Annotated in this window: 2 protein-coding genes; both read right to left on the bottom strand. The window is 59.6% G+C overall.

All coding sequences use genetic code 11. From position 1 onward, the window contains the following. Positions 1-375 precede the first annotated feature (375 nt). On the bottom strand, positions 376-1,893 hold the full coding sequence (locus ACFFWD_RS03235; protein ID WP_376961393.1) for an aldehyde dehydrogenase family protein: 1,518 nt from the start codon (positions 1,891-1,893) through the stop codon (positions 376-378). A gap of 372 nt (positions 1,894-2,265) precedes the next feature. Then, positions 2,266-2,655 carry an HIT family protein gene (locus tag ACFFWD_RS03230; RefSeq protein WP_376961391.1) on the bottom strand — a complete coding sequence of 130 codons (390 nt, stop codon included), beginning with the start codon at positions 2,653-2,655 and terminating at the stop codon, positions 2,266-2,268. Between the last annotated feature and the right edge of the window lie 166 nt (positions 2,656-2,821).

Below are 2,821 nucleotides of genomic sequence, written 5' to 3'. Positions count from 1 at the left end.
TATCTGCCGGATCGACGAAAACCTCTTGCACCGCACGGCCGGACCATACATTCGGGTCAAGGCCTCTGCACCACTCGGCTTTCGTCAACTTCCGCTATGCGCCGTTCGCGACCGAGGTCTTGTGGCGGTGCAATATGTCGCGAAGGGGCCAATAAGCGACATCAAGCGCTCGTCAAATCGAAGACTCCTCAGCGCCGAAGCGCCATGTCTATGTCGGTCTAGTTTTAGCGGCCATGCTCCAGCGCCGGCGATGTTGAACCGCAGACCTGCTTGAGATAGCCGACTTGTGGCGACGAGAGCGGAGATCTTGTTCTCATGGCCGTCGATTGTACGCTCGGGGCTGACACCGACCAACAAGGCCGGCGCGGCCCACCCTCACGCTATGTTGAAAATAATGGTCTTCTTCTGAGTGAAATGATCGAGCATCGCCTCGAGCGTCGCCTCCTTCCCGAGACCAGACTGTTTAACGCCACCGTAGGACAGGCCGGGCTGCACGACGATGTTCTGATTCACCTGCACAAATCCGGCCTGCAGACGGCGCGTCGCATCGAGGGCCGTCTTAAGATCCCTCGTCCACACCGTCGCGGCGAGGCCGTACTCGCTGTCGTTGGCCGCGTCGATCACTTCCTCGTAGTCCCGCCACTTGATGACGCACGTGACCGGACCGAAGATTTCCTCGCGCGCCACGCGGCTCGCGTTGGTGATTCCGGTGAAGATCACCGGCCGCACGAACAGCCCATCCTTGAGGCGCGGATCAGTGGGCATCGTCGAGCACTCATGCGCCGTGGCGCCCGGCGTCTCCTCGCCAAGTTTGATGTACGAGCTGACTTTCTCGTATTGCTGCCTGGAGATGATCGTTCCGATGTCCGTCTGCTCGTCGAGCGGGTCACCCATTTTCATCGCGTCGACCTGCGCCTTGAGCTTGGTGACGAACTCGTCGTGCACCTTCTCGTGAACGAAGATGCGGCTCGCTGCGGTGCAGCTCTGGCCTTGACGCGTGAAGCGCATGCCGACGATCGCACCAGCAACGGCCCGCTCGACATCGGCATCGGGCATCACAATCATCGGGCTCTTGCCGCCGAGCTCAAGTGTCACCGTGATGAGCTTCTCGGCCGCCGTCTTGTAGACAATCTTGCCGGTGTCGACGGATCCGGTGAACGCCACCTTGCCGACGTTCGGATGCGCGACCAGCGGCGCGCCGCATTCCGGCCCGTAGCCCGACAGAATATTGAACACTCCAGGCGGCAGAACCTGATTCATGATCTCGCAGGTGCGCAAGACTGCCAGCGGTGCTTCCTCCGCCGATTTTACCACCACCGAGTTGCCGGCAACCATGGCAGGCGCGATCTTGAGCGCCATGAGCATCATCGGCACGTTCCACGGGATGATCGCGCCGACGACGCCGATCGGCTCGCGCACCGTCACCGTTAGCATGTCGTTGTTGAACGGGACGGTCTCACCCTTGAGCTCCGAGCCGAGGCCGCCATAGAACACAAACACATCGGCCAGCACATTAGCCTCGACGCGCGATTCCGTCCGCAGAGCCTTGCCGGTCTCGAGTGCGATGAGGCGCCCGAGTTCCTCGACGTGCTCGCTGAGCAGCTTGCCGCAATCGGCGATCGCCTTGCCGCGCTGGCGGGCGGTGAGCTTCGCCCAACCGATCTGCGCCTTTGCCGCCGAAGCGACAGCGGCATCGACATCCGATTTCTCGCCAAGGGCGGCCTCGGCGATCGGCTTTCCCGTGGCGGGATTGACCACCGGGAACGTCTTTCCCGAGATGGCCGGGGTTAGCGTTCCATCGATAAGGAGCTTACCGGAGAGCTGGCGTGCCAGTACCTCGGGGTCGGGAATCGGGATGAGTGTGTTCGCGATAGCCGTCGCTGCAATAGCCATCGGGTGCTATCCTTGGTCTAAACCGGGTTTCCCCAGATGACTCCCAAACTGGCGTGTATTCTTGCGCTTTTCTGGCCGTCCTACAAGACCGACGCGAGATGCGGACGGCGACCGGCACGTCGGGCAGCACGAGCGGTGGCCGAGGGTCTGATCTGGCCATTTTCCCTGGCATTGGGACGCACTCTGTGCTGATGCCTATATCTGAATCGCCGTGAGTATTGCGGAAATCAGTGCGTCATCCGGGGAATGCGGGCTCAGAAGCGCGGCGGCCTCAGCAGCGCCCACATTCATCTGGCACTCAACGTACCGGTGGACGAGCCGTCCACAGCATCACAAGTTGACATTCCGTCCGCAGCGCGAGAGTCACTCTGGTCAGTTCTGACTTTGCAAGAGAGCTCGCACTTTCTCCATTGTTGTTTTTCTTGACTCATGATCGCGATCCAATCGACGGCCATCACTCCACTTTGGATAGACATGCATGTGATAGTGAAACACGCTCTGTCCGGCAGCCAATCCGTTCGTTTGCGTTATGTAGATTCCATCGGCGGCTAACCCTTCCTTGGTTGCGCGCGCCACTTTCCTTGCGGTTTTCGTGATCGTTGCGGCAAGTCTGTCATTTAGACCAAAGATATCTGCGATATGTTCTTTAGGGGCAACAATCGGGTGACCCTCCAGAGAAACAAAGACTATCGTGTCTTCATCCTCCGCTATGATGTAACCGGGAAGTTGCCGGGCAATTATTTTGCAGAAGACACAGCTCATACGGCGAACCTAAGATCCACTCTTTCCCGACGCTTCAACGATACCCGGGCTCGTTCAAGGGCCGCAAGCTCCGCTAGCCGTCCAGTTCTGAGATGGGTCATTCGCGTCGCCCTCTGCAACACCCGGCTGTCCGTCAACTTCCGCTTCTGTAACGGGCCATATGTCA

This window comes from Bradyrhizobium erythrophlei, from assembly GCF_042430365.1.
GTDB lineage: Bacteria > Pseudomonadota > Alphaproteobacteria > Rhizobiales > Xanthobacteraceae > Bradyrhizobium > Bradyrhizobium erythrophlei.
This window is presented reverse-complemented; position numbering and strand designations above follow the sequence as displayed.